General features: G+C 73.8%; 18 protein-coding genes and 1 riboswitch. Of the genes, 12 read left to right on the forward strand and 6 right to left on the reverse strand.

Going from position 1 to position 24,696, the window contains the following annotated elements:
• Nucleotides 1-141 precede the first annotated feature (141 nt).
• Nucleotides 142-3,135, reverse strand: a complete 2,994-nt coding sequence (locus IAG43_RS30275; protein WP_187743843.1) for a 3-keto-alpha-glucoside-1,2-lyase-like domain-containing protein — start codon at nt 3,133-3,135, stop codon at nt 142-144.
• Nucleotides 3,136-3,541: 406 nt separating this feature from the next.
• Here IAG43_RS30275 and IAG43_RS30280 point away from each other — a divergent pair, with 406 nt between their 5' ends.
• The 4 genes from IAG43_RS30280 (at nt 3,542) to IAG43_RS30295 (ending at nt 8,903) form a co-directional block, all read left to right on the forward strand.
• Entirely contained in the window at nt 3,542-4,981 is a 1,440-nt protein-coding gene (locus IAG43_RS30280) for a Gfo/Idh/MocA family protein (RefSeq protein ID WP_187743844.1), read from the forward strand.
• A 36-nt stretch (nt 4,982-5,017) separates the two neighbouring features.
• Nucleotides 5,018-6,016 carry an NEW3 domain-containing protein gene (locus tag IAG43_RS30285; protein WP_187743845.1) on the forward strand — a complete coding sequence of 333 codons (999 nt, stop codon included), beginning with the start codon at nt 5,018-5,020 and terminating at the stop codon, nt 6,014-6,016.
• 190 nt (nt 6,017-6,206) lie between these two features.
• Nucleotides 6,207-7,181 (forward strand): SIS domain-containing protein, encoded by a 975-nt coding sequence (locus IAG43_RS30290; RefSeq protein WP_187743846.1) that lies wholly within the window; start codon nt 6,207-6,209, stop codon nt 7,179-7,181.
• Between the two features lie 147 nt (nt 7,182-7,328).
• On the forward strand, nt 7,329-8,903 hold the full coding sequence (locus tag IAG43_RS30295; RefSeq protein ID WP_223006001.1) for an alkaline phosphatase D family protein: 1,575 nt from the start codon (nt 7,329-7,331) through the stop codon (nt 8,901-8,903).
• Between the two features lie 96 nt (nt 8,904-8,999).
• Here the strand turns inward: IAG43_RS30295 and pgm are convergent, their stop codons facing one another.
• On the reverse strand, nt 9,000-10,640 hold the full coding sequence (pgm, locus tag IAG43_RS30300) for a phosphoglucomutase (alpha-D-glucose-1,6-bisphosphate-dependent) (protein WP_187743847.1): 1,641 nt from the start codon (nt 10,638-10,640) through the stop codon (nt 9,000-9,002).
• Between the two features lie 223 nt (nt 10,641-10,863).
• On the opposite strand from pgm, the gene IAG43_RS30305 reads away from it, so the two are divergent.
• The 3 genes from IAG43_RS30305 (at nt 10,864) to IAG43_RS30315 (ending at nt 12,840) form a co-directional block, all read left to right on the forward strand.
• The gene (locus IAG43_RS30305; RefSeq protein WP_187743848.1) at nt 10,864-11,787 is read left to right on the forward strand and encodes an NADP-dependent oxidoreductase; all 924 of its coding nucleotides are present in this window, start codon (nt 10,864-10,866) and stop codon (nt 11,785-11,787) included.
• A 115-nt stretch (nt 11,788-11,902) separates the two neighbouring features.
• Nucleotides 11,903-12,502 carry a tellurite resistance TerB family protein gene (locus IAG43_RS30310; RefSeq protein WP_187743849.1) on the forward strand — a complete coding sequence of 200 codons (600 nt, stop codon included), beginning with the start codon at nt 11,903-11,905 and terminating at the stop codon, nt 12,500-12,502.
• Between the two features lie 110 nt (nt 12,503-12,612).
• The gene (locus IAG43_RS30315; RefSeq protein ID WP_187743850.1) at nt 12,613-12,840 is read left to right on the forward strand and encodes a DUF6296 family protein; all 228 of its coding nucleotides are present in this window, start codon (nt 12,613-12,615) and stop codon (nt 12,838-12,840) included.
• A 259-nt stretch (nt 12,841-13,099) separates the two neighbouring features.
• Here IAG43_RS30315 and IAG43_RS30320 read toward each other — a convergent pair whose 3' ends face one another.
• Nucleotides 13,100-13,513, reverse strand: a complete 414-nt coding sequence (locus tag IAG43_RS30320; RefSeq protein ID WP_187743851.1) for a nuclear transport factor 2 family protein — start codon at nt 13,511-13,513, stop codon at nt 13,100-13,102.
• 216 nt (nt 13,514-13,729) lie between these two features.
• A complete protein-coding gene (locus IAG43_RS30325) occupies nt 13,730-14,578 on the reverse strand; it encodes a universal stress protein (RefSeq protein ID WP_187743852.1) in 849 nt (282 codons plus the stop codon).
• Between the two features lie 411 nt (nt 14,579-14,989).
• On the opposite strand from IAG43_RS30325, the gene IAG43_RS30330 reads away from it, so the two are divergent.
• Both IAG43_RS30330 and IAG43_RS30335 read left to right on the forward strand, forming a co-directional pair.
• Entirely contained in the window at nt 14,990-15,835 is an 846-nt protein-coding gene (locus IAG43_RS30330; protein ID WP_187743853.1) for an HAD family hydrolase, read from the forward strand.
• Nucleotides 15,832-18,237, forward strand: coding sequence for a glycoside hydrolase family 65 protein (locus IAG43_RS30335; protein WP_187743854.1), 2,406 nt, complete (start codon nt 15,832-15,834; stop codon nt 18,235-18,237). Before IAG43_RS30330 ends, IAG43_RS30335 begins: the two co-directional genes overlap by 4 nt.
• A gap of 21 nt (nt 18,238-18,258) precedes the next feature.
• Here the strand turns inward: IAG43_RS30335 and IAG43_RS30340 are convergent, their stop codons facing one another.
• Complete coding sequence (locus IAG43_RS30340; RefSeq protein WP_425508629.1) at nt 18,259-19,014, reverse strand: CBS domain-containing protein; 756 nt, start codon at nt 19,012-19,014, stop codon at nt 18,259-18,261.
• A 164-nt stretch (nt 19,015-19,178) separates the two neighbouring features.
• Here IAG43_RS30340 and IAG43_RS30345 point away from each other — a divergent pair, with 164 nt between their 5' ends.
• Both IAG43_RS30345 and IAG43_RS30350 read left to right on the forward strand, forming a co-directional pair.
• Nucleotides 19,179-19,880, forward strand: a complete 702-nt coding sequence (locus IAG43_RS30345) for a helix-turn-helix domain-containing protein (RefSeq protein WP_187743855.1) — start codon at nt 19,179-19,181, stop codon at nt 19,878-19,880.
• Between the two features lie 315 nt (nt 19,881-20,195).
• Nucleotides 20,196-20,410, forward strand: a riboswitch (cyclic di-AMP (ydaO/yuaA leader).
• A 4-nt stretch (nt 20,411-20,414) separates the two neighbouring features.
• Nucleotides 20,415-21,197 carry a LysM peptidoglycan-binding domain-containing protein gene (locus IAG43_RS30350; protein ID WP_187743856.1) on the forward strand — a complete coding sequence of 261 codons (783 nt, stop codon included), beginning with the start codon at nt 20,415-20,417 and terminating at the stop codon, nt 21,195-21,197.
• 417 nt (nt 21,198-21,614) lie between these two features.
• Here the strand turns inward: IAG43_RS30350 and IAG43_RS30355 are convergent, their stop codons facing one another.
• The gene (locus IAG43_RS30355; protein WP_187743857.1) at nt 21,615-22,586 is read right to left on the reverse strand and encodes an acetylxylan esterase; all 972 of its coding nucleotides are present in this window, start codon (nt 22,584-22,586) and stop codon (nt 21,615-21,617) included.
• 574 nt (nt 22,587-23,160) lie between these two features.
• On the opposite strand from IAG43_RS30355, the gene IAG43_RS30360 reads away from it, so the two are divergent.
• Complete coding sequence (locus tag IAG43_RS30360; protein WP_187743858.1) at nt 23,161-24,660, forward strand: cellulase family glycosylhydrolase; 1,500 nt, start codon at nt 23,161-23,163, stop codon at nt 24,658-24,660.
• The last annotated feature ends 36 nt before the right edge of the window (nt 24,661-24,696 follow it).

The raw sequence follows: 24,696 nt of genomic DNA on the forward strand, positions 1-24,696 counted from the left end.
AAGATCGTCCCGGCGCCGGGGTCAATGCCCGTGCAGCAGAAAGTTCTTGTCCCGCGCCGTCCCCGGCTCCGGACGTCCGCGACGGCGAACGGCCGGCCCCGGGACCCCGGGGCCGGCCGTTCGCCGTCGCGTCCGCACCGCCTACGTCAGCGGCTCGATCCAGATGTTCCGGTAGCGCACCTTGCTGCCGTGGTCCTGGAGCCTGAGGGCACCCGCCACCGGCCCCTCGGGGTCGCCCCCTCCGGTCGGGCCGGTGAGGGCGACGCCGTCGTGCACCGTCACACCGTTCCAGACGACGGTGACCCGGGCGTCCTCGGTCTTCCTGCCGCCGGCGTCGAACCGGGCCGCGCGGAAGGTGATGTCGTACGTCTGCCAGGCGCCCGGCGGCCGGGCGGCGTTGGCGTCCGCCGCCTTCTGCCGGTAGATCGCGGCCGCCTCGTCGTCGGCGGGCGTGGTGTCGCCGTACGAGTCCAGGATCTGGATCTCGTAGCGGTCCTGGAGGTAGATCCCGCTGTTGGCGCGGTCCTGGCCGGTGACGTCCGGCGGGAGGTCGGGGAGCAGGAACTCGGTGTGCAGGCGGAAGTCGCCGAACTCCTCCTTGGTCCGCAGGTCGCCGCAGCAGACCTCCATCCCGCCGTCCGTCAGCGGCCACGACGCGGTGCGCCCGTCGGTGTGCTGCCAGGCCGACCGGTCCGCGCCGTCGAACAGCACCGTGCGGGCGCCCTTCGGACGGACGGTGATCAGGTCCAGGTTGACGTGGCCGGTGTCCCCCTCGTCGACCCGGTAGGTGATCGTGTTGGACCCCTTGCGCAGTGCCAGCGACTCGGTCCCGGTCGACCACTGGTTCCACGCGCCCGTGGACAGCAGACCGGACTGACGGATCCGTTCCCCGTTGACGTACACGCTCACGGTCTTGGTCCCGGTGAACGGGTTCGGCCCGTTGGCGTACCGCAGCGCCACGTCGTACGTGCCCGCCGTCGCGGCGTTCACGGTGAACGCGGTGGCCGCCCCCGCGGTGCCGTAGCCGTCGACGAAACCGCTGCCGGAGTGGCCGGCGTGCTCGGTGTCGGTGGCCGCGCCGCCGGAGAGCGCGGCCTCCTCGGCCTCGTACAGGGTCTGCGCGGGCTGCGGGCCCGGCAGCGCGTTGAGGGTGTACCAGGCCTCGGTGCTCCACAGCGCCTCGCCCGACGCGGAGGAGAACGGACGGGGCGAGCGCACGTGGACGACCCGGCCGGGCTTCAGCCCGACGACCTCCAGGGTGACCTTCCGGCGGTCGGCGGACAGCTTCGCCGCCCGTACGGCGAGGGTCTCCTCGTCGACCTTGGGCCCGCCGTAGGAGGGCGTGGGGACGTAGCGCCACTGCGCGACGCGGTAGCTCTGCGCCAGCTTGTCGGCGGTCTCCTGGGAGAGCGGCCGGGTGTACTCCAGCTCGAAGCCGCCTGCCCTGGCGCGCATCGCGAGGATGTCGAAGGGGTTCGAGCCGTTGGGCGTCAGCTTCTGGAGGCCGTGGGCGAGCTTGCCCTCCTGGCCCCAGTTGCCGCCCGCGCCGATGCCGCCGGTGTAGACCGCGCCGTCCGGGCCGAGGCTGATCCGGTTGACGCCGGCCTCCAGGCCCTGGGTGTGCCGGAAGACGGCGCCCTGGTCCTTGCCGCCGACCTTCTCCAGGAAGGCGCGCTGGAGGCCGCCGTAGGTGACGTCGCCGAAGAGGAGCTGCCCGGCGTACGGGCCGCTCGTCAGGTGCAGCGGGGTGCTGGGGGAGTTGGCTGTCTCGTTCTGGGGCAGCCAGAGCACCGGCTCGGTGACGGGCCGGTCGTCGAACGGGCCCGGCGGGTCGGTGCGGTGGTTGAAGAAGCGGTCCTGCTTGATCCGGACCAGCTTGGAGGCCGGCAGCCAGCCGCCCTGGTTGTCGGTGACGAAGATGTCGCCCCCGGGGCCCCAGCCGATGCCGTTGGGGGTGCGCAGACCGCCGGCGACGTAGGAGACCTTGCCGGTCTTCCGGTTCACCTTGACCGTGGTGCCCCGGTTCGCGGCGGGCTGCGGCCTCGTCGTCGCGCCGCCGAGGTCGATGGCGACCGACAGGTTGAGGTAGAAGTGTCCGTCGCGGTACAGCAGGCCGAAGGCGAACTCGTGGAAGTTGCCGCCGTAGGGCCAGGTCGCGACGGTGCGGCGGGTGTCCGTCACCTCGTCGCCGTCGGTGTCGCGCAACTCGGTGAGCTCGTGCTTCTGCGAGACGTAGAGCATGCCGTCGACGGCCTTCACGCCCTGGGGCTCCCTGAGGCCGCTCGCGACCTTCTTGACGGTCACCCGGTCGGGGCCGGTGCTGCCCGTGACGCCGCCGAGCAGGTAGACCGCGCCGTCGGTGGTGCCGGTGCCGCCCCAGGTGGTGACGGCGAGCCGCCCGTCGGGCAGCCAGTCCATGGCGGTGACCTGCGGTTCGAAACCCTCGGGGCGCAGGTCGGTCAGGGTGTAGCCGGGGTGGACGCCGGTCAGCGGCAGACCGTCCCCCGGTGTGTCGGTGCCGCTCTCGCACTGCTTGCGCCCGGGAGCGGTGACGCGGACGACTCCGGCGTCGGTGCTCAGCGCGGAGTCCGGGACCAGGGTGAACTCGGCGGCGCCCGGCGGCTTCCAGGCCAGGGTGATCTGCTGGCCGCCGGTCCGGTCGAAGTGGTCGATCCGCAGAGCGTGGTGTCCGGCCGTCAGTGCGGCGGTCCCCTCCTTCGGTTCGGCGCCGTGGAGGCCGTCGTGGTCGACGACGGTCCGTCCCCCGACGGCCAGGCGCGAGCCGTCGTCGCTGGTCAGGCGGAAGGCGTAGTCGCCGTCCTCCGGCACGCGGAGGTTGGCGGTCACCTGCGACACGAAGTGGTCGCCGACGCCGAAGTCCTCGGCCGCGCTCCAGTCGACGGTGGGCATCAGCCGGTCGACGTTGGGGGTCTGGCCGGGCTTGAGGTCGCAGATCCGGCTCATCGGCAGTCCGACGTCGAAGACCCGCAGGGTGACGCCGGGTTCCTGCGGCGGCAGGTCGGCAGCGGCTCCGGCGGCCGCGGCCGGCGGCGAGGCGAGGAGTCCGGCGAGGAACGAGACGGCGATCAGGGAGCCCAGGCGTCTGCGGATCCGGTGGTGCGGTCGTGGCTTCATGCTTCCTCCCACGCTCCCCGCGGGGAGCACGTGACGGTGGTGTCGACGGCGGTACGCGAAGAGGTGGGGCAGGCCGGTGAGCGGCGACGAGCGCGACGCACACCATAGGAGGACTTCGTGGAGGACGTCCATGACTTCGTCACCGATGAGTACAAACTCCGTTGAGTCCAGGGCGAAGTGAGCGCTTCGCGGACTGTCTTCATCCTTGCCCCGACAAAGATGACCGGGTGTCACCTCGGCGTGGCACCCTGTCGCGCAGGGTCGCGGGGAGGCACCATGAAGGCAGGGCTGAATGCTTGTTTCTGTTTGTAAAGGCACCCTACTGAGCAACTATTGACAGGGCTCGCCGTCGCGGCCAGAGTCGTCCCCGCCACCTGCCGGACACGGACCGAGGAGCGATACCTCCATGCCTGAAAACCCCGCTGTTTCACGCCGGTTGCTGCTGGGAGGCGCGCTGGCCACCACGGGTGCGCTCGCCGCCGGGGCGTCCGCCACCGCCACCGCCGCCGGGCCGCCCACGGCCGTCGTGCCCTCGGTCTCCCCGCGCCGCAGGCCCGGCCAGCGGTCCATCGCCGGTGTGCCCTTCGCGGCGTACCGCACGGTCCGGGTGGGTGTCATCGGCCTCGGCAACCGGGGCGGCGGCATGACCGAGGGCTGGGCCGTCGTCCCCGGCTGCACCGTCACCGCCGTCTGCGACATCCGCGCCGACCGCGCCAAGCGCACCGCGGACCGGCTGGTCGCCCAGGGCAAGCCGCGCCCCGCCGAGTACGGCGGCTCGGACACCTCGTTCGAGCAGATGCTCAAGCGCGACGACATCGACCTCGTCTACATCGCGACCCCGTGGGAGTTCCACCACCGGCAGGGCAGGGCGGCGCTGCTCGCGGGGAAGCACGCCATCGTCGAACTCCCCATCGCCACCAAGCTGGACGAGCTGTGGGACCTCGTCGACACCTCCGAGCGCACCGGCCGCCACCTGATGCTCGCGGAGAACTGCTCCTACGGCCGCAACGAGCTCGCCATGCTGAAGATGGCGCACGAAGGCCTCTTCGGCGACGTCACCAACGGGCACGGAGGCTACCTCCACGACCTGCGCGCCCTGCTCTTCTCGGACACCTACTACACCGACGCCTGGCGCCGGCTCTGGCACACCCGCAGCACCGCGTCCTTCTACCCGATGCACGGCCTCGCGCCCGTCGCCGCGGCGATGGACATCAACCGCGGCGACCGGATGACGGTCCTGCGCGCCACGGCGACCGAGCCCAAGGGCCTCGCCGACTACCGCGAGCGGTTCGTGCCGAAGTCCCACCCGTCGTGGAAGGAGACCTACGTCAACGGCGACCTGGTCACCTGTCTCATCGACACGGCGAAGGGCCGGATCATCCGGGCCGAGCACGACGTCAGCTCGCCGCGGCCCTACAGCCGCATCAACAGCATCGCGGGCAGCCGCGGCATCTTCGAGGACTACGCGGGCACCTCGACGACCGGCGGGCGGATCTACGTGGAGCCGGACCACGGCGGCCACGCCTGGCGGGACTTCGACAGCTACCGCAAGGAGTTCGACCACTGGCTGTGGAAGAAGATCGGTGACGACGCCGCCAACAACGGCGGCCACGGCGGCATGGACTACGTCCTGCAGTGGCGCACCGTCCAGCTGATGCGGGCCGGCCTGGTCCCCGACATCGACGTCTACGACTCCGCCGCCTGGTGCTCGCCGGTCCCGCTGAGCGTCACCTCCCTCGCGGCGGGCGGCCGGCCGGTCGAGATCCCGGACTTCACCCGCGGGTCGTGGGTCAACCTCCGCATGGGTCTGGACTCGCGCGAGACCGAGATGCCCCCGGTCGCCTGACCGGTCCCCACGCGACGCGACAGAAGGAGACGGACCATGAGACGAGCAGGACTCACCACCACACTCAGAGCCGCGGCCGCGGCGGGGGCGCTGCTCCTCGTCCCCGCCCCCGCGTCCGCGGCCGACGCGCGGCCCGCCGCCGCGGCAGCGGCGGGCACCGAGGTGACCATCTCCCCGGTCGACCTCCAGGGACCGGCGATATCCGCGGTCAAGGTCACCGTGAAGAACAACGCGCCGGACCGGCTGCGCTCGCTGACGGTCTCCTTCGCCGGGCCCGTGGGGTGGGCGGTGCAGCCGGCCCAGCGCACCGTCGGCGGATCGCTGGCGCAGGGCGCGTCGGCGGAGACGGAGTTCCGGATACAGGTGCCGGAGCCGCGTGCGGGATTCCGGATACGGACGTTCACCGCGACGGCCGCCTACCGCGGCGGCGACGGGGCGGGCACCGCCACCGGCACCCGGTCCCAGCGCACCGGCGAGCCCCTCGCGAACATCGCCGCCGCCTACAACGCCGTGGCCGTCACGGACGAGAGCAACACCGCGCCCGGCAACTACGACGGCGAGGGCAACAGCTTCTCCGCCCAGAAGCTCGCCGACGCCGGGCTGACCCGCGGCGCGGAGGTCACCGCGCTGGGCGCGAAGCTGCGCTGGCCCGACGTGCCGAGCGGCACCAAGGACAACGTGTCGAGCGCCGGACAGGCCATCTCACTCGCCGGCAAGGGGTCCAAGCTGGTCTTCCTCGGCTCCGGCGTGGGCAGCGGGGCGACGGGCAGCGCCACCGTCTTCTACGCGGACGGCACCTCCACCACCGGCTCGTTCGGCTTCCCGAACTGGTCCTTCGACCCGCCGAACGCCCACGGCGCGACGCTCGTCGCGTCCAGCAACGGCCGCAACAGGCCCAGCGGGTACGGGAACGCGGGCATCGCCTACCGGATCTTCGCCCACTCGGTCGCCCTGGACCCGGCCAAGGAGGTCGCGTTCGTGGTCATGCCCGCCAACGCCAACGTGCACGTCTTCGACATGGCGATCGCTCCCTGATCCGAGCGGGACGATCCGAGCGGGACGACAGGACCCGGTCCGTGGCCGGGCCGTCCGGGAGACTCCGGACGGCCCGGCCACGACTTTTCCCCTGACTGCTTGAAAATGTTCGCTAGTCGGCCTGAGAGAGCAACTTCGAGCACTATGCTGACCCGTGGTCCAGCCACCACGCCGTAGGGAGTACCCACCCATGTCCCGCACCGCCTCCTCCTCCCCCTCCGCCCCCACGCCGGCGGCGTCCTCGTCGCACACATCGGCGGAGATCGCCTCGCAGCCCGAGTGCTGGCGCCGGGCCGCGGCACTCGCCCCCACCGTCGCCGGCCTCCTGCCCGCCACCGGCGAGCGCGTCGCCGTCGTCGGCTGCGGCACCTCCTGGTTCATCGCCCAGGCCTACGCAGCCCTGCGCGAACACGGCGGCGGCGGCGAGACCGACGCCTTCACCGCGACCGCCTTCCCCCGCGCCCGCACCTACGACCGCGTCCTCGCCATCACCCGCTCCGGCACCACCACCGAGGTCCTCGACCTCCTCCGCCTGCTGCGCGGCACCGTCCCCACCACCGTCGTCACCGGCGACGCCGACACCCCCGCCCCCGGTGCGGCGGACCACACCGTCCTCCTGGACTTCGCAGACGAACGCTCCGTCGTCCAGACCCGCTTCGCCACGACCACCCTCGCCCTGCTGCGCGCCGACCTCGAACACCGGGGCACCCTCCCCGCGGGCGTGGCCACCGTCACCGAGGCCGCCGGCCACGCCGAGGCCGCCCTCGCCCAGCCGCTCGACCACGCCCTGACCTCGGCCGGCCAGTTCACCTTCCTCGGCACCGGCTGGACCTACGGCCTGGCGCAGGAGGCCGCCCTCAAGATGCGCGAGGCAGCGGGCGCCTGGACCGAGGCGTACCCCGCCATGGAGTACCGCCACGGCCCCATCAGCATCGCCCAGCCCGGCCGCGCGGTCTGGGCCCTCGGCGCCCTCCCCGAGGGCCTCGCCGACGACATCACCCGCACCGGCGCCACCCTCGCCGCCCACGCGCCCGCCACCGACCCCCTCGCCGACCTCGTCCGCGCCCAGCGCCTCGCCGTCCACATCGCCGAGGCCGCCGGACACAACCCCGACACCCCCCGCAACCTCACCCGCTCCGTCGTGCTCACCGCACCCGGCAACTGAGGCCCGTACGGGAGGCGGTGACCGACCGGCAAGCGGTTGCCGTGTTCACGCAACTCTCGGCAGCCGGTCACACGGCGGGCGGCCACGGGACACCCGTCCCCACGAGGGTTCTGGCGGTTCACACCCCGAACAGCCCAGGAGGACCCCGTGGCCGTACGTCCCGTCTCCCGCAGAACGATGCTCGGACTCGGCGGCGCGGGCGCCGCCGCGCTGATGCTCGGCACGGGGGAGTGGAGTTCGGGCTCCGCCCACGCCGCGCCGTCCATGCCCTCCGACCCGTTCCCGCTCGGCGTCGCCTCCGGCGAACCGCGCTGGGACGGCGTGGTGCTGTGGACCCGCCTCGCCCCCGACCCGTTCGCCGAGGACGGCCGCGGCGGGATGCCGGACGTCCCGGTGCGCGTCGCCTACGAGGTGGCGTCCGACGAACGCTTCACCCGCGTCGTACGCCGAGGCACCGTCGTCGCCACCCCCGAACTCGCCCACTCCGTGCACCCGGAGATCCACGGGCTGGCACCCGACCGCGTCTACTGGTACCGCTTCCGCGCCGGCGGCCACCTCTCGCCCGTCGGCCGCACCCGCACCACCCCCGCGCCGGGGACCCTGCCGCGCGACCTGCGCTTCGCCTTCGCCTCCTGCCAGGCCTGGCAGGACGGCTTCTACACCGCCTACGACCACCTCGCCGACGAGGACCTCGACCTGGTGGTGCACCTCGGCGACTACCTCTACGAGTACGGCGTGAAGACCAACAGGCGCGGCGTCGTCACCGATCCGAAGTTCCACAGCGAGACCGTCACCCTCGCCCGCTACCGCCTCCAGTACGGCCTCTACAAGTCCGAGGCCCCGCTCCGGCGCGCCCACGCCGCCTTCCCCTGGATCATGACGTTCGACGACCACGAGGTCGAGAACAACTGGGCGGACGGCATCCCGGAGAACGGCCAGGACCCCGCGGCGTTCCCCGCCCGCCGGGCCGCCGCCTTCCAGGCCCTGTACGAGCACGCCCCGCTGCGCCGGGCCCAGCTCCCCGCGGGCCCCGATGTGCAGATGTACCGCCGCCTCCCGTACGGCAGGCTCGCCGACTTCACCATGCTCGACACCCGCCAGTACCGTGACGACCAGCCCTGCGGCGACGGGGTGTCGGCCGACTGCGCCGACCGCCTCGCCCCCGGCCGCACCCTGCTCGGCGCGCGGCAGCGCGACTGGGTCCTCAGGGGCTTCCGGCGTTCCCCGGCCCGCTGGCAGGTGCTCGGCAACCAGGCACCGATGGGCCAGACCGACCACGACCCCGGCCCGGGCACCACGGTCTGGCTCGACCCGTGGGACGGCTACGTCGCCGAACGCAACCGGCTGCTCGCCGAGGCGGACGCCACCGGGGTGCGCAACCTCGTCGTCATCACCGGGGACCGCCACCAGAACTACGCCTGGGACCTCAAGCGGGACTACGCCGACCCGGGCTCGCCCACCGTCGGCGCCGAGTTCGTGGGCACCTCGGTCACCAGCGGCGGCGACGGCGCGGACATGACCGCCCAGGGCGAGACCTTCCTCGCCGCCAACCCGCACATGAAGTTCTTCAACGCCCAGCGGGGCTACGTGCGCGTCCACGCCGACCGGGAGCGCTGGCGCACCGACTTCCGCGTCGTCCCGTACGTCACCCGCCCCGGCGCCCCGGTGAGCACCCGGGCGAGCGCGGTCGTCGAGGACGGCCGCCCCGGCGTGCAGATCTGACGCCCCGCCGGCGGCGTCCCGGTGTCCCGGCGGCGTCCTGGTGTCCCGGGGTCCTGGTGTCCCGGCGGCCCGCCCGGCCGCCGGGACACCCCCGGTTCACGTGCCGAGCGCCGCCGACACCACCGCCCGCGCCTCCTCCTGGACACGCGCCAGGTGGTCCGGGCCGCGGAACGACTCCGCGTACACCTTGTACACGTCCTCCGTGCCCGAAGGGCGGGCGGCGAACCAGGCGTTCTCCGTCGTCACCTTGATGCCGCCGATCGCGGCCCCGTTGCCCGGCGCCTCGGTCAGGACACCGGTCACCGGCTCCCCGGCGAGCGAGCCGGCCGTCACCTGCTCCGGGGAGAGCCGGGCCAGCACCGCCTTCTCCTCACGGGTCGCCGGCGCGTCGACGCGCGCGTACGCCGGCTCGCCGAACCGCGCCGTCAGATCGCGGTAGTGCTCGCTGGGCGTCCGCCCCGTCACCGCCAGCATCTCCGAGGCCAGCAGCGCGAGCACGATGCCGTCCTTGTCGGTCGTCCACACCGACCCGTCGCGCCGCAGGAACGAGGCCCCGGCCGACTCCTCGCCGCCGAAACCGATGGAGCCGTCCGACAGACCCCCGACGAACCACTTGAAGCCGACCGGCACCTCGACGAGCTCGCGTCCCGCGTCCGCGGCCACCCGGTCGATCATCGACGACGACACCAGCGTCTTGCCCACCCCGGCCGTGGCCGGCCACCGGTCCCGGTGCCGGAACAGGTAGCCGATGGCGGTGGCCAGATAGTGGTTCGGGTTCATCAGCCCGCCGTCGGGCGTGACGACGCCGTGCCGGTCGGCGTCCGCGTCGTTGCCCGTGGTGATCGCGAACCGGTCGCGCCCCTCGATCAGCGAGGCCATCGCATACGGCGACGAGCAGTCCATCCGGATCCTCCCGTCCCAGTCCAGCGTCATGAAACGCCACGTCGGGTCGGTCAGCGGATTGACGACGGTGAGGTCGAGCCGGTGCTCCTCGGCGATCCGCTCCCAGTAGGCCACCGACGCGCCGCCCAGCGGGTCCGCCCCGATCCGCAGGCCCGCGGCCCGCACCGCGTCCAGGTCGAGCACCGACGGCAGGTCGCGCACATAGGACCCGAGGAAGTCGTACCGTCCCGTGGTGGCGGCGGCCAGGGCACGCGCGTACGTCACGCGCCGCACGTCCTTCAGCCCTCCGGCGATGATCTCGTTCGCCCGGTCCTGGATCCACCCCGTGGCGTCCGACCCCGCGGGGCCGCCGCTGGGCGGGTTGTACTTGAACCCGCCGTCGGCGGGCGGGTTGTGCGACGGGGTCACCACCACGCCGTCCGCGCGTCCGCCGGACGCCCCGCGGTTGTGCGCCAGGATCGCGTGCGACACCGCGGGCGTCGGGGTGTACCCGTCCGCGGTGTCGATCAGCAGCGTCACGCCGTTGGCCGCGAACACCTCCGCCGCCGTCACCCGCGCCGGCTCCGACAGCGCATGGGTGTCCGCGCCCAGGAACAGCGGTCCGTCGGTGCCCTGGAGCGCCCGGTACTCGCAGATGGCCTGGCTCGTCGCCGCGATGTGGTCCTCGTTGAACGCCCCCGCCAGGGACGAGCCGCGGTGCCCCGACGTCCCGAAGGCCACCCGCCGGGCCGGGTCCTCCGGGTCCGGGTGCAGGGCGTAGTACGCGGTGACCAGGCGGGCCACGTCGACGAGATCCTCCGGCCGGGCCGGCCGTCCGGCACGCTCGTTCGCCATCCGTCCACTCCTTGGGCGTCGGTTGCTGGGTGTGCTCACACACCTGTCGTAGGGTCATGATCGCCCCTCGGACCCGCTCGCCGGGGCCGTCCCGCCGTACGGGCACACCTTCGCGCCACCCGGCGCCGGTGCCCGCGGCGCCGGACCGCCCGCGGGCCGGGCCCGTCGTCAGAGCGGCGGCCGCGCCGGCCGGCCGCCCGATCCCCGAGAGTGCGAGGCACACATGCGAGCCATCACGGCCCCCCGGTACGGCGGACCCGAGGTCCTGGTCTTCGGCGAGACGGACGATCCCAAGGTGGCGCCGGACGCGGTCCTGGTGCGGGTGAAGGCGGCCGGCGTCAACCCGGTCGACTGGAAGATCGTCGCCGGCGGCCTCGACCCGATCATGAACGTCCACTTCCCGCTCGTCCCCGGCTGGGACGTGTCCGGTGTCGTCGAGGCCGTCGGACTGGACGCCACCGAGTTCGCGGTGGGCGACGAGGTGTACGGCTACGTCCGCAAGGACGAGGTGCAGCACGGCACCTACGCCGAGCTGGTCTCCGCGCCGGTCCGCACCCTGGCCCGCAGGCCGCGCTCGCTGAGCTGGCAGCAGGCCGCCGGCGTACCGCTGGCGGGGCTCACCGCCTGGCAGTCCCTGGAGCGTGTCGGCGTCACCGGCGGCGACACCGTCCTCGTGCACGCCGCCGCCGGAGGAGTCGGCTCGTTCGCCGTCCAGATCGCGGTCGCCCGCGGCGCGCGGGTGATCGGCACCGCGAGCGAGCGCAACCACGACTTCCTCCGCGAACTGGGCGCCGAACCGGTCGCCTACGGCGACGGACTCGCCGAGCGGGTGCGCGCGATCGCGCCCGACGGGGTCACGGCAGCCGTCGACTACGTGGGCCAGGACGCGGTGGAGGTCTCCCAGCAGCTGCTGCGCGACACCTCCCGGGTCGCCTCCATCACCGACCCGTCGGTCACCGCGCGGGGCGGCCACCACGTCTGGGTCCGCCCCAGCAGCACCGACCTGGCCGAACTCGGCCGCCTCGCCGACGAGGGCCGCCTCACCGTCCCCGTCGACCGGGTCCTCCCGCTCGCCGACGCCGCGGAGGCGTTCCGGCTCAGCGCGACCGGACGCACCAGGGGCAAGATCGTCCTCGACGTGGCCTGATTCCGTCCGGCCGCCCGGCGGCGGAACTTCGCGGCGGGCGGAACACGTTGGCAGGGTGGTGCGCGACGACGCGTGACCGTGGACTGACGACACGGCAGAAGCCGAGGTGGCACGAGTGGCGATGTGGGATCGGATCAAGGACCAGGCGACCAGAGGTCTCCAGCAGGCCCAGGGAGCGCGCGGCGGCGCCGGCGGCCACGGACAGCCCGGCGCGCACCCCGGCGCGCACCCCGGGGCGCACCACGGCGGACAGCCCGGCGCGCGGTCCGGCGGCTCCAAGGCCCAGCTCGTGAGCGCGCTGAAGTCGCAGCTCACCTCGCTCAAGACCGAGCTGAAGAGCGGCGCCTACCGCGACGCCAGCATGGCCATGTGCGCCCTGGTCGCCGCCGCCGACGGGCACGTCGACCCGGCCGAGCGCCAGCACGTCGAGCAGCTCATCCTCACCAACGACGTCCTGCAGAACTTCCCCGCCGACCAGCTGCGCCAGCGCTTCAACAAGCACGTCGACCAGCTCTCGGCCAACTTCGTCATGGGCAAGGCGGCCGTGCTCCAAGAGGTCGCCAAGGCGGCGAAGAAGCCCGCCGAGGCGCGGGCGGTCATCCAGACCGGCATCGTCGTCGCCGGCGCCGACGGCTACATCGAGCCCGCCGAGGAGCAGATCATCCGGGAGGCGTGCACCGCGCTCGGGCTCTCCTCGGCGGAGTTCGGCATCTGAGCGCCCCGGGCCCCGCGGGCCCGGCTCCGGACCGCCTCTCCGGCCCCGCCCCGGGCCGGAGAGGCGGTCCGCCCGTGCCGGGGCCACGATGGAAGAGGGTGGTGGCATCGATGGAGTATCCCGAGAGCTACGAGCTCGTCTTCCAGGCGTCCGCGGTCGCCGACGACGTGGTCACGGTCCGCCGCACCGAGCGGGCGGGACCGGGCGGCTCACCGGTCTACGAGGACCGCACGGGCATCGTCCGCGCGGAGATCAGCGAGCGCGGCGAGGTCCGCATGCTCGCGAGCGGCGCGCACCAGGCCCATCCCTTCCCGGTGACGGCGCGCACGCGGGTGTAGCGGGCTCCCCGGCCGGCGCGGTGCACCGCGTTCCGCGTTCGGCACGGTGACGGTGTGTCCGGGCACGGGCGGGCCCCGGAGCAGCCGACCCGTACCGCGGCCGGGTCCACGGCCGTACCCCCGGGCCGTGCCCGGCCCGACGGCGTGCCGTGCCCGTCGTCGCGACCTGGAAACGGCCGGCGCCGGTCCCGGCGGCCCGGGGCCGGGGCACGGCCGGCCGTGCACCGCACCCTGACGGGAGATGCCGGGACGACGGCCCCTACGAGCGTGCCGTCCCGTCCGGCACCGGCGTGCCCTGGTGGTAGAGGAGACGGAACTCCCCGGCGGCGTCGCGGCGCCAGATCGACGAGCGGTGGGCGTGGGCGTCCCCGACGCGGGTCACGTAGGTGAGGTGGACGATCCCGGGAGCGAGGACCGTGCCCTCGAAGTGTTCCGCGGTGATGGGGACGGCGTCCCCGTCACCGCCGTGGAGCGTCGGCAGGGCGGCGACCATCTCGGCGCGCGTCCACCGCCGGCCGGAGGCGCCGACCTCGGTGAAGCCGGGGTCGAGGAGGCTCTCGGTGAGAGGGCCGGAGCGGCGGACGGCAGGGTCGTGGAGGCTGCGCTCCCGCACGATCGCCTCCGTGACGTCCGGATGCTGCGGCTCCTGCGCGTGCTGGTCGCTCGGGGTCATGGCGACATGATGCCCGGTCCCGGCCGGCGGCCGTACCCCGCTCCCCGCTGTCCCCGTCCCGGGCCGATCCGCACGGTCGCCGCAGGCGGGGACGGACCGGCCCTCCGCGGCGGAGACGGACCGCGTACGGCCCCGCACCCCGTCAGAACCCGTGTACCCGTGTGCCTGCGTGCCCGCGTACCCGCGTACCCGCGCGGGAGCGTCGCCCGCCGGCCCTCAGGCATGGGCGACCACGGCGACCGGGGCCGTGCAGTGGTGCATCACCGCGTGGGTGACATGCCCGATGTGCGGCACCACGGGCGCGTGCCGGATGCGCCGGCCGGCCACGACCAGCAGCGCCTCGGCCGACTCCTGGACCAGGACCTGCGCGGCGGCCCCGGGCACCGCCCGCTCCGTCACGGCCACCGCCGGGAAGCGGTCCCGCCAGGGCGCCAGGGCGGTCGCGAGGGACTCGGCCGCCTCCGCCGCCGCCTGGCGGCGGTAGGCGGCCGAGTGCGCGTGGAACAGCGGCACCTTCGCCGCGTGCACCACGCGCAACGGACGGTCCCGCCGGCCGGCCGCAGCGAAGGCGAAGGCGAGGGCGTCGTCGGTGCCCGGACCGAGGTCCACGCCCGCGACGACCTCATGGCCCGTCCCGTCCCCGCCGCCGGCCCGGACCATCACCACGGGCACCTCGGTGGCGCCGACGACGGCCGAGCCGACCGACCCCATGAGCGCGCCGGACACCGTGCCGAGGCCGCGCGAGCCGAGCACCAGCAGGTCCGACGAGGCGGCCTCGACGGCCAGCGCCGCGGGCGCACGCCCGGAGAGCCGCCTGGTGGTGACGTCTGCGCCGGGATGCCGCTCGCGCAGCTCCGCCGCGGCGGCGTCCAGCAGCCGGTCCGCCCAGCGCCGGTGGTCGTCGCGGTCGATGGTGGGCGCGGCGACCGCGACCGGCAGCGGCCACTCCTCGACGTGGACGAGCAGCAGCGGCGCATTGCGGAGCAGGGCCTCCCGCGCCGCCCAGTGCGCGGCGGCGAGGCTTTCCGGGGAGCTGTCGACCCCGGCGGTGACATGGCGGGGCATCACGCGCCTCCTTCGTGCGTACCGCCCGGCGGCGGCCATGTCTCCAGGTTCGCCCCCGCGGACGGCGCACGCCCCCGCGGGACCGTGCCGCCGGGCCCCGCGCGCCCCGGCGGATCTCCCGCGCGGAAGCTGCCGGGCGCCGTGCGCGGTCCGCCCCGGTGCGGCGCCGCCCGGTGTTCCGGTCGCGGCCCCCGCGCGGGAGCCCCGCCGCCGCGCAGGCACCCCCGCGTCCACGGGCGGCCCCGGCGCGGGAGCCCCGCCGCCCCGCGCTCGCCGGGCGCACAGCCGGGTACCCGGCCATCCTGAACGGGTGGCTCCGCCCACCGGCGCCCCGTACGGCACCGGACGAGACGGAGCCGGCGCACACCTGCACGGGCCCCGCGCGGGCCGCCGGGAGCGGGAAGGAGCACCATGACCGACCTGAGGACGTGGTGGCCGCACGGGGCCCCGGCGGCGGGACGGCGGAGTTTCGGGGCGGTCGTCCTGGACACCGATGGCGTGATCACCGACTCGGCCCGGGTGCACGCCGCCGCCTGGAAGGCCGCCTTCGACGCCTGTCTGCGCGACCGGCCCCCGGACGAGCCCGGTGACCGGCGGCCGTTCGACGTGCGGGACGACTATCTGCGGCACGTCGACGGCAGGTCCCGGCAGGACGGCGCGGCGGCCTTCCTCGCCGCCCGCGGGGTGCCGATCCCGGCGGGCAGCCCCGACGACCCGCCGGGCACGGACACCGTGGGCGCGGTCGCGGCGTACAAGGAGCAGCTGTTCACCCGGCGGCTGGCCGAGGAGGGCATCGACGCGTACCCCGGCACCCTCCGGCTGCTGCGCCGTCTGCGGAGCGGCCCGGTGCCCACCGCGGCCGTCTCCGCGTCGCGCCACGCCAGGGAGCTGCTGACCGCGGCCGGCGTCCTGCCGTACCTGGACGCGCTCGTGGACGGCGGGGAGGCGGCCCGGATCGGCCTGCCGGGCAAGCCGGATCCGGCGCTCTTCCTGGAGGCGGCGGCGCGGCTCGCGGTGCCGCCGGAGGGCTGTGTGGTCGTCGAGGACGCGCTGGCGGGTGTGGAGGCCGGACGCCGCGGCGGCTTCGGACTGGTCGTCGGTGTCGACCGGACCGGCGGGCCGGGAACAGCGGCGGCGCTGCGGGACCACGGCGCGGACATGGTCGTCCGCGACCTCGCCGAACTGCTCGACGACGACGCGCCGCAGGCACCCGGGGGAGGGTCCGGGCGCCTGGCTCCGAGGGAGGACGGGACATGACGGACTGGCTGTGGGAGTACGAGGGCTACGACCCGGCGGGGGAGCGGCTGCGGGAGGCGCTGTGCACCCTGGGCAACGGCTACGTCGCCACCCGCGGCGCGGCTCCCGAGTGCACGGCCGGGGAGGCGCACTATCCGGGGACGTACGTCGCGGGCTGCTACAACCGCCTCACGTCCACGGTGTCCGGGCGCGAGGTCGAGAACGAGGACGTCGTCAACCTGCCCAACTGGCTGCCGCTGCGATTCCGCACGGCGGGCGGGGACGACGGCCCCGGGCCCTGGTTCACCCCGGACGGCGACGGCCTGCGGGAGCACCGGCAGCGACTCGACCTGTTCGGCGGGACGCTGGAGCGGACGGTGCGGTACGCGGCGGCCGACGGACGGGAGCTGACCGTGCGCCAGCTGCGGCTGGTGCACATGGCGGATCCGCACATCGCCTGTCTGCGCACGGAGTTCACCGCCGAGGGGTGGTCGGGCGCGATCGAGGTGGAGTCCGCCGTCGACGGCGGTGTCACCAACAGCGGCGTCGCCCGGTACCGCCGTCTCGACGGACACCACCTGGTCGACGTGGGCGCCGGGGACGGTGACGAGGACGTCGTGTGGCTGCGCTGCCGCACCCGGACGTCGGACATCCGGGTCGGGGTGGCGGCGCGCACCACGGCGGAGGGGGCGGCCGGGCGCGAACGCCCGCGTTCCGACCACGAGCCGACCCGCGCGGTCCAGCGGCTGGAGCTGTCGCTCGCCGACGGGCAGCCGCGCACCGTCGACAAGACCGTGGCGCTGCACACCTCGCGGGACACGGCGATCAGCGACCCGCTGCACGCGGCCGCCGACCGGGTCCGCAGGGCGCCCGGATTCGACGAGCTGCTGGAGTCGCACCGCACGGCGTGGCGCCAGCTGTGGCGCAGGGCGGACCTGGACGTGCCGGGGGAGGCCGGGCGCATCCTGCGGCTCCACCTCTTCCACGTGCTGCAGACGCTGTCGCCGCACACCGCGGACCTGGACGTCGGCGTGCCGGCGCGCGGCCTTCACGGCGAGGCGTACCGGGGGCACGTCTTCTGGGACGAGCTGTTCGTCCTGCCGTACCTGAACCTCCGCTTCCCCGAGGTCTCCCGGGCCCTGCTCACCTACCGGTACCGGCGGCTCGACCAGGCGGGGGTGCTGGCCCGTGACGCCGGCCGCCGGGGTGCGATGTACCCGTGGCAGAGCGGCAGCGACGGGCGGGAGGAGACCCAGCAGCTGCACCTCAACCCGCGGTCCGGCCGCTGGCTGCCGGACCATTCGAGGCTCCAGCACCATGTGGGCTCCGCCATCGCGTACAACGTCTGGCAGTACTGCGAGGCGAGCGGCGACACGGAGTTCCTGCACACCAAGGGCGCCGAGATGCTCGTACGGATCGCGCGCTTCTGGGCGGACGCCGCGCAGTGGGACCCGGAGAAGGCCCGGTACCGCATCCGCGGGGTGGTGGGGCCCGACGAGTACCACGAGGCCTATCCGGACGCCGACGGGCCGGGGCTCGACGACAACGCGTACACCAACGTGACGGCGGCCTGGGTGATCGCCAGGGCTCTCGACCTCGTCCGGGACCTGCCCGAGCCGAGGCGGGTCGACCTGCTGGAGCGCACCACCCTGGAGCCCGGGGAGATGGAGCACTGGCGGGAGGTGTCGACCCGGCTGTACGTGCCGTTCCACGCCGGGGTGATCAGCCAGTTCCACGGCTACGGGGAGCTGGAGGAGCTCGACTGGGCGGGGCTGCGCGCCCGCCACGGCGACATCCGCCGGCTGGACCGGGTGCTGGAGGCCGAGGGCGACACGGTCAACCGCTACCAGGCGTCGAAGCAGGCGGACGTGCTGATGCTCGGCTACCTCTTCTCCCCGGCCGAGCTGCGCGCCCTGTTCGCCCGGCTCGGCTACGACCTGGACGACGAGACCTGGCAGCGGACCGTGGACTACTACCTGCGGCGCACCAGCCACGGCTCCACCCTCAGCGGGCTGGTGCACGGCTGGGTGCTCTCCCGGGTGCGCCGCAAGGAGGCGTGGGACTACTGCCGGGAGGCCCTGGAGGGCGACGTCGCCGACCTCCAGGGCGGCACCACGGAGGAGGGCGTGCACCTGGGGGCCATGGCGGGCACCCTCGACCTGGTGCAGCGGGGCCTGACCGGCATGGAGACCAGGGCGGGGTCGCTGTGGTTCGACCCGGTGCCGTCGCCCGGACTGACCGAGTACGGCTTCACGATGCGCTACCACGGCCACTGGGGAGTCCGGGTGTCCGTACGGCCGGGGGAACTGAGGATCGGGCTGCCGCCGTCGCCGGACGGCCCGCCGATCGAGATCCGGCTGGGCGGGCGGTCGGCCGTCCTGGAACCGGGCACCTCCTGCGTGCTGCCGCTGCCGGAGGAGTGACCGGCCGCCCGCCGGGCCGCCTCAGGCAGGGGCCCCGGGGAGGCCGGTCCGGTCGTCCCGGCCCTGCTGTCCGTCCCGGCCGTCCCGGCCCTTCTGTTCGTCCCGGCCGTCCCGGTCGTCCCGGCCCTTCTGTTCGTCCCGGCCGTCCCGGTCGTCCCGGTCGAAGTCGAGCCGGTTGACGACCTCGACCACCCCGTCCACGCTGCGGCACAGCCGGTCCACGATGCGCACCAGCGAGCGTTGCCGCACGGTGCCGCTCAGGGTCACCCGACCGTCGTCCACCTGCACGTTCACGGCCGCCGGGGAGACCCCGAGGGTGCCGGCGAGCACGTCCTCGACGATCTCCTCCTGGATGGACCGGTCGCGTCGCAGGAACAGCTGGAGCAGGTCGCTGCGGGAGACGACACCGATGAGCCGTCCGCCGTCGTCCACCACCGGCAGCCGCTTGATGCGGCGCTCCTCCATCACCCGGGCCGCCCGGACCGCGCTCCACCCGGGGTGTGCGACGACGGCCGGGCTGGACATCAGGCCCTCGGCCGTGTCCGGGCCGGTGCCGCTGGTGTGGCGGCGCAGCAGGTCGGCCTCGGAGACGACGCCGACCGGCCGTCCGTCGTCGTCGATCACCGGCACGGCGGTGATCCCGTACTCGTCGAGCAGCCGGGCGATCTCCTTGAACGCCGTGCCGCGCTGGGCGACGACCGCCTCGGGGGTCATCAGGTCGGCCACCGAGCGGTGTCTCATCGCGCACCGGTCCAGCGGTTCATCGGGCACCTCCATGATCCAGCGGTCCTGTTGGGGTCAGTATTTCCGAGTCTGTCCTGACCTGGGCGGGCGGGGTGGGGTCCTGGTGTGGCGCCGTGCGGGTCGGTCGGGTGCTGGCTACGGTGGGCGCGGGGCGAGGCACCCGCCGCAGCCGCACGCCGACAGGGAAGGGCGCCACCATGTCCGGACAAGCGCACCCGGGACCGCCCGGCCCGGGCGGGGCACGCACGAGCGGGGACATCGGCCGCAGGGTGGCGGCCCGGCGGAAGCAGCTGGGACTCTCCCGGGAGGAGCTCGCGCTGAGGGCCGCCTCGGCCCCCGGGTACATCGAGTACCTGGAGGAGAAGACTGCCGCGCCCGGCATGGGCTTCCTGCTGCGGCTGGCCGACGCGCTGGAGACCACGGTCACGGCGCTGACGGGCGGGGACGCGGAGCAGTCGGGGGGAGTGGGGCGTGCCGGGTACCACCCGCAGCTGGTTGAGCTGGCCGCGGACGAGTGCTGGTCGCTGCTGGGGACGCACGGGGTCGGCCGGGTCGCGGTGACGGCGCCGGACGGACCCGCGATCCTCCCGGTGAACTACGTGGTCGCCGACCGCGAGGTCGCCTTCCGTACCTCCGCCGGTTCGATGCCCGGGCGGGTGGCCGGCGGGGAGACCGCCTTCGAGGTCGACCACATCGACGAGGCCTTCAGCCAGGGCTGGAGCGTGCTCGTGGTCGGCACGGCCAGGACGGTCACGGACGAGGCGGGGGTGAGCCGGCTGGACGGCATGGCGTACTCCGAGCCCTGGGCCGGCGGGGACCGGGACCTGTGGGTCGCCCTGTCGGCGGAACGGGTCACCGGTCGGCGGATCCTCGTCCGCGGAGCACCCGGCACGATGTAGTGCAAAACGGTCATTATTGAGCAAATGGGCCTCTTCGAAACGGCCTTGATCCTCCGCTTTCCCGCTTGCCCTCAATGTCCGTTTCATTGCGCATTATTGGTGTCTCGCCTGGTTGCTCGTGGCTCGTGACATCCGTCACTCGAAGGAACCGAAAAGCTGATCTTCGCGTCCGCATTTCCCTTTCCGGGTGAATCACTTGACGGATCGTCACGGGGTACTCAACATCATTTTCCGGGTGAGGTCGGGCGTGCGGCATTGCGGTTGTGAATTCCAGGCTTGTTCCTTTGCGTCCCCCTCGCCTACGGTCACGGCATTCCGGACAGGACGCCGAATCCTGCCGCTGTCCGGGCATCCGACCAGACACTCGGACGGCAGGAGCGGGGGAACCAGGTAGGCCGCCGTGACGGGACCCGGTCCGGAGACATCCGGAGCGGACACCGGCACGGCTAGGGGTGAAGCCGCGCAGCCGCGCGGCCGGGCATCTCCAGCCCGAACCCGACAGCTCACCTCGCAGGCGACGGAGAGGAACTCGTCATGCCTGCATCCGGCAAGCACCGCCGCGCCCGGTCCCGCCGTCTCACCCGTGGTCTCCTCGTGGCCGGCACGGGCGGCGCCGCGCTCGTCCTGCCCGTGATCGCCGCCACCTCCGCGAGCGCCGCCCAGCCGGCCGCCGCGAAGGCCGCCGTCTCGGCCCCCGCGCCCGCCAAGAAGGCCGCCAAGACGTACACCGTCGTCTCCGGCGACACCCTGTCGAAGATCGCCGAGGAGCGCTCCGTCGCCGGCGGCTGGAAGAAGCTCTACAACGACAACCGGCGCAACATCGGCGCCGACCCGTCGCTGATCCGCCCCGGCCTGCAGCTCACCCTCGGCGCCAAGGCCGCGCCCACCGCGGACCGCACGGCCGACGCCGGCCGCGCCGACCGCTCCGAGAAGCGCGCCACCCCGACCGCCGGCAAGAGCGCCCCGGCGGCCGCCCCGGCCGCGGCCAAGACCTACGCCGACAACCTCGACGGCTGGATCCGCGAGTCGCTCGACATCATGGCCCGGCACGGAATCCCCGGCTCCTACGAGGGCATCCACCGCAACGTCATGCGGGAGTCCTCCGGCAACCCGCTGGCGATCAACAACTGGGACATCAACGCGATCAACGGCGTGCCGTCGAAGGGCCTGCTCCAGGTCATCAAGCCCACCTTCGACGCCTACCACGTCGAGGGCACCGCGAACGACCAGTACGACCCGGTCGCCAACATCGTGGCTGCCTGCAACTACGCGGCGGACCGCTACGGTTCGATCGACAACGTCAACGGTCCCTACTGACCGGACCCGCGCGGCCCCGGCCGGACCCGCGCCTCGCGCGGGACGGCCGGGCCGCCCGTTTCCCCGCCGGGGCCTTCTCGTCGACCGCACGTCGGCGAGAAGGCCCCGGCCGCATTCTCCGCCGAATTCGACGGAGTGACCGCGAGTGGCCGTTCCATTGCTCATGGAAAGGCGCATTCCTTTGCGCACCGCCGTGATGCGGTGAGGGCCGGGAGAGCCGGCGGACGGGTCGTCAGGGGGTGTGCCGCCGGAGGGCGGACGCGTCCCCAGTAACGCGTCCGCCGCCGGTGGCACGTCCGGGACGCCGCGGGCCCGGCTCCCTCGCACCGGGAGCCGACCGACGGATAGAAAGCGCTTGCCCGCCAGTAGTCCGCTCCCGTCGGCGCCCGCCGTCGGAGGCCCCGGGGCCCCCGGGCGTCAGGCGCCGAGGCGTCCCGGCAGCCAGGCGAGGTGCGCGGCCTCCTGGAACACGCCGCCGCCCTCGTGGTCGTTGAAGTCGTAGACCTCGATCTCCTTGTCCGTCCCGGCGTACGCGTTGAACGCGGCGAACACGGTGGACGGCGGGCACGTCTTGTCCTCGAGCGCCGCCGAGAAGAGCGCGGGGGCGTTCGCCCGCGCCGCGAAGTGGACGCCGTCGAAGTACGACAGCGTGCGTGCCGCCTGCCCGGAGCGGCCCCGGTGCGTCTTCAGCCAGTTGCCCACCTCCCGGTACGGGTTGCGGTCGGTCAGCGTCGTGGCGCGCGGGAAGTCGCACAGGAACGGCACGTCGGGCGCGACCGCCGCCAGGTCCGGCACGAGGCCGCTCGCGGCGAGGGCGATGCCGCCGCCCTGGCTCGCGCCGACGACCGCCGTCCGCTCCGCGTCCGTCAGGGGGTGGGAGCGGGCCGCCTCGACGGCGCGGACCGCGTCCGTGAACACCCGGCGGTAGTAGAAGTCGTGGGGGTCCTCGATGCCCCGGGTCATGAAGCCCGGGAAGGAGGGCGCGCTGCCGACCGGATCGGGGGTGTCGCCGGGGGCCCAGCCGCTGCCCTGGCCGCGGGTGTCCATCACGAAGTGCGCGAACCCCGCGGAGGCCCACAGCAGATGGGTGTGCGAGAGGCCGCGCCCGCCGCCGTAGCCGAGGAACTCGACCACCACCGGCGCGGGCCGGGTGGTTTCGGCGGGGAGGACCAGCCAGCCCTTCACGGGGTGTCCGCCGAAGCCCGCGAACGTGACGTCGTGCACCTCCACCGTTCTCAGCGGGGAGTCCACGCGCTCGAAGCGCGCCGCCAGGTCGTGGGTGCGCGCCTCGTCGAGCGTCTTCGCCCAGAAGGCGTCGAAGTCGGCGGGGGCCGGGGAGCCGCTGCGGTACGTGCGCAGTTCGTCGAGCGGGAGGTCGAACAGGGCCATGTGAACCACCTTCGATACGGGGAGAAAGAAGCAGATCAACACGGGTTCCCGCCCCGCGGCAAGTGCCGTCCGGAGGGCGGGCGGGGCGCCGGTCGCGTTCCTCGCCGCGCGGCACCGGCGGGGCTGTACGCGGCCCCGCTCCGTGCACGCGCCCGGGGCGGGGCCGTCGACCGGGCGGCGCGGCGCCTCGTGGGACCGCCGGGTGCGGGGCGCTTCGCGGGGCGGGCGGTCGGCGGATGTCGCGCGGTCCGCGTGTGCCGATGTCGTGCCGTCCGCGTGCGCCGGCCGCCGCCGATTCGTCGCGGACACGCCGCCGACCTGCCCGAACCGGAACAAGTGCCGGTGCGCGAAGGCCCGTTGGACGTCACGCGCGGGCACGGTCCGGCCGTGCGGCGCGGGTCCCGTCCCGTGGACGGGATCGGCCGACTCCCTTGCCGAGCGCGGCAGACCCCTGCTATTCCATTCCGTTAGGAAAGTTTCCTTCCAATCAGGCGCCCGGCTCCGGCCGTCCGTCTGGCTCCCGATGCATCGGTTCTGTCCGGCCCCATCCGCCCAGCCAACGGAGACCCCCCCCATGAGACCGGCACGGTTCTTCACCCGCCCGATCGGCGGCCTCGGCGTCCTGGCCGCCGCGCTGGCGCTGACCCTGGTCACCGCCCCTTCCGCCCCGGCGTCCGCTCCCTCCGCATCTCCTCCTGCCGCCCCCGCACCCGCCCCCGCTGCCGCCTCTGCGGCAGCCGTCGTCCATGAGGCGGAGAACGCCGTCGTCTCGCGCGGCGTCGTCGAGTCCAACCACGCCGGCTACACCGGGACCGGCTTCGTCAACTACGACAACGCGCAGGGCAGTCACGTCCAGTGGACGGTCGACGCCGCCACGGCCGGCCGGGCGACCCTCACCCTCCGGTACGCCAACGGCACGTCCGCGTCCCGCCCGATGGACATCACCGTGGGCGGCGTCCTCGTCGCCGACGACCGGGCCTTCCCGCCCACCGGCTCCTGGTCCTCGTGGACCACCGTCAGCATCACGACGGACGTGAAGGCGGGCGCCAACACCGTCCGGGCCACCGCCACCACGAGCGCCGGCGGCCCCAACGTGGACCACCTCTCGGTCGGCGCCACCGGCCCGGTGGCCTCCACCCCCGCCGCCGTCAACGGGCAGCTGCGGGTGTGCGGCACCAAGCTGTGCAACCGGTACGGGCAGCCGATCCAGCTGCGCGGCATGAGCAGCCACGGCACCCAGTGGTACAGCCAGTGCCTGACCGGAGGCTCGCTGGACGCGCTCGCCACCGACTGGAACGCCGACGTGCTGCGGGTCTCCACCTACGTCCAGGAGGACGGCTACGAGACCGACCCCCGCCGCTTCACCGACCTGGCGCACTCGCTCATCGAGCAGGCCACCGCGCGCGGCATGTTCGTGATCGTGGACTGGCACATGCTCAGCCCCGGCGACCCGCACCACAACCTCGCCATGGCGAAGACGTTCTTCACGGAGATCGCCCAGCGGCACAACGCCAAGACCAACCTGCTCTACGAGATCGCCAACGAGCCCAGCGGTGTGAGCTGGTCGCGGATCAAGAGCTACGCCGAGCAGCTCATCCCGGTCATCCGGCAGCACGACCCCGAGACCCCGGTGCTCGTCGGCACCCGGGCCTGGTCGTCCTTCGGCGTCTCCGAGGGCAGCGACGAGAACGAGGTCGTCAACAGCCCCGTGGCCGCCTCGAACATCATGTACACCTTCCACTTCTACGCGGCCTCCCACCGGGACGAGTACCTGAACACGCTCTCCCGGGCCGCCGACCGGCTCCCGGTCTTCGTCACCGAGTTCGGCACGCAGAACTACGCGGGCGAGGACGCGGACGACTTCGCCATGGCGCAGCGCTACCTCGACCTGATGGCGAACAAGAAGATCAGCTGGGTCAACTGGAACTTCTCCGACGACCACCGCTCCGGTGCGGTGTTCAAGACCGGCACGTGCGCCGGCAACGGGCCCTGGACGGGCACGTCCTCGCTCAAGCCGGCCGGCGTCTGGGTCCGCGACCGGATCAGGACCCCGGACAGCTTCCCCACCGGCTGACCCGCGGGCTCCGGCCCCCTCCGGACCCCCGCCCGC

Origin of the sequence: Streptomyces genisteinicus, from assembly GCF_014489615.1 — a bacterium.
GTDB classification, from domain to species: domain Bacteria; phylum Actinomycetota; class Actinomycetes; order Streptomycetales; family Streptomycetaceae; genus Streptomyces; species Streptomyces genisteinicus.

What these genes read in the sequence shown, in the direction of transcription:
- IAG43_RS30320 (WP_187743851.1), bottom strand. Translation starts at nt 13,513, where the DNA reads ATGACCCCGAGCGACCAGCACGCGCAGGAGCCGCAGCATCCGGACGTC.
- IAG43_RS30360 (WP_187743858.1), top strand. Translation starts at nt 23,161, where the DNA reads ATGAGACCGGCACGGTTCTTCACCCGCCCGATCGGCGGCCTCGGCGTC.
- IAG43_RS30315 (WP_187743850.1), top strand. Translation starts at nt 12,613, where the DNA reads ATGGAGTATCCCGAGAGCTACGAGCTCGTCTTCCAGGCGTCCGCGGTC.
- IAG43_RS30290 (WP_187743846.1), top strand. Translation starts at nt 6,207, where the DNA reads ATGTCCCGCACCGCCTCCTCCTCCCCCTCCGCCCCCACGCCGGCGGCG.
- IAG43_RS30330 (WP_187743853.1), top strand. Translation starts at nt 14,990, where the DNA reads ATGACCGACCTGAGGACGTGGTGGCCGCACGGGGCCCCGGCGGCGGGA.
- IAG43_RS30340 (WP_425508629.1), bottom strand. Translation starts at nt 19,014, where the DNA reads ATGGAGGTGCCCGATGAACCGCTGGACCGGTGCGCGATGAGACACCGC.
- IAG43_RS30350 (WP_187743856.1), top strand. Translation starts at nt 20,415, where the DNA reads ATGCCTGCATCCGGCAAGCACCGCCGCGCCCGGTCCCGCCGTCTCACC.
- IAG43_RS30305 (WP_187743848.1), top strand. Translation starts at nt 10,864, where the DNA reads ATGCGAGCCATCACGGCCCCCCGGTACGGCGGACCCGAGGTCCTGGTC.
- IAG43_RS30335 (WP_187743854.1), top strand. Translation starts at nt 15,832, where the DNA reads ATGACGGACTGGCTGTGGGAGTACGAGGGCTACGACCCGGCGGGGGAG.
- IAG43_RS30345 (WP_187743855.1), top strand. Translation starts at nt 19,179, where the DNA reads ATGTCCGGACAAGCGCACCCGGGACCGCCCGGCCCGGGCGGGGCACGC.
- IAG43_RS30325 (WP_187743852.1), bottom strand. Translation starts at nt 14,578, where the DNA reads ATGCCCCGCCATGTCACCGCCGGGGTCGACAGCTCCCCGGAAAGCCTC.
- IAG43_RS30280 (WP_187743844.1), top strand. Translation starts at nt 3,542, where the DNA reads ATGCCTGAAAACCCCGCTGTTTCACGCCGGTTGCTGCTGGGAGGCGCG.
- IAG43_RS30355 (WP_187743857.1), bottom strand. Translation starts at nt 22,586, where the DNA reads ATGGCCCTGTTCGACCTCCCGCTCGACGAACTGCGCACGTACCGCAGC.
- IAG43_RS30275 (WP_187743843.1), bottom strand. Translation starts at nt 3,135, where the DNA reads ATGAAGCCACGACCGCACCACCGGATCCGCAGACGCCTGGGCTCCCTG.
- IAG43_RS30285 (WP_187743845.1), top strand. Translation starts at nt 5,018, where the DNA reads ATGAGACGAGCAGGACTCACCACCACACTCAGAGCCGCGGCCGCGGCG.
- pgm (WP_187743847.1), bottom strand. Translation starts at nt 10,640, where the DNA reads ATGGCGAACGAGCGTGCCGGACGGCCGGCCCGGCCGGAGGATCTCGTC.